The following is a 593-nucleotide window of genomic DNA, read 5'->3' as shown; positions in this document are numbered from 1 at the left end:
GTCGCCGTGGACGAGCTGCTTGGGGTCGTCGGTGTGGCCCAGTTGCTGTTCGCCGACCGCTGCGCCGAGGTCGGAGGCGGTCTCGTCGCCCCAGTGCTCCACGGCGCGGGCCGCCTTGTGGGCACCGGCTTTGTCCAGCACCTCGGCGGTGTGGTCGGTGGTCCACTCGACGGCCTCGCCGAGCTTCTTCTTTCCCTGGTCCCAGGCCTTTTCGACACCGTCGAAAACGCTCATGCTCAGCCGTAGTCCTCGATCTTGCTCACCGTGCGGATGCCCATGCCCAGCGGGGTCGCGCCACCGGTCTTCACGCTGTCCTCGACGTCCTTGGCCGTCTTCGACCACACCTGTTCGGCGGTCTCGCCCGTGTGCCGGAAAGATTCGGAGCTGTAGTCGGCATCACGGACCTGGGTGAAGGGATTGTCGGCGCCGACCTGGCCCCACGACATGTGCTCCACCTGGTCCTCCGTCAGGTGCGGATTGCCCATGCCGGCGTTGGCCACGACCTTGAAGGTGTTCGAGATGTACGTGTCGCCCTCGTGGTAATAGCCCGCCGCCAGGCCCACCCGTTCCGCGAACTCGTTCGCGTCGTGCAG

General features: G+C 66.6%; 1 protein-coding gene and 1 pseudogene. Both read right to left on the bottom strand.

The features are described 5' to 3' along the window. Positions 1 to 234: putative T7SS-secreted protein (locus HG542_RS34195; protein ID WP_171088331.1), on the bottom strand; the 234-nt coding region annotated here is incomplete at its 3' end. A gap of 2 nt (positions 235 to 236) precedes the next feature. Then, positions 237 to 593: pseudogene (locus tag HG542_RS34190) on the bottom strand (hypothetical protein); the annotation flags it as partial.

This window comes from Streptomyces morookaense, assembly GCF_013030945.1.
Classification (GTDB): Bacteria; Actinomycetota; Actinomycetes; order Streptomycetales; family Streptomycetaceae; genus Streptomyces; species Streptomyces morookaensis.
The sequence above is the reverse complement of the archived record's forward strand: the minus strand, read 5'-3'. Positions and strand labels throughout refer to the sequence as shown.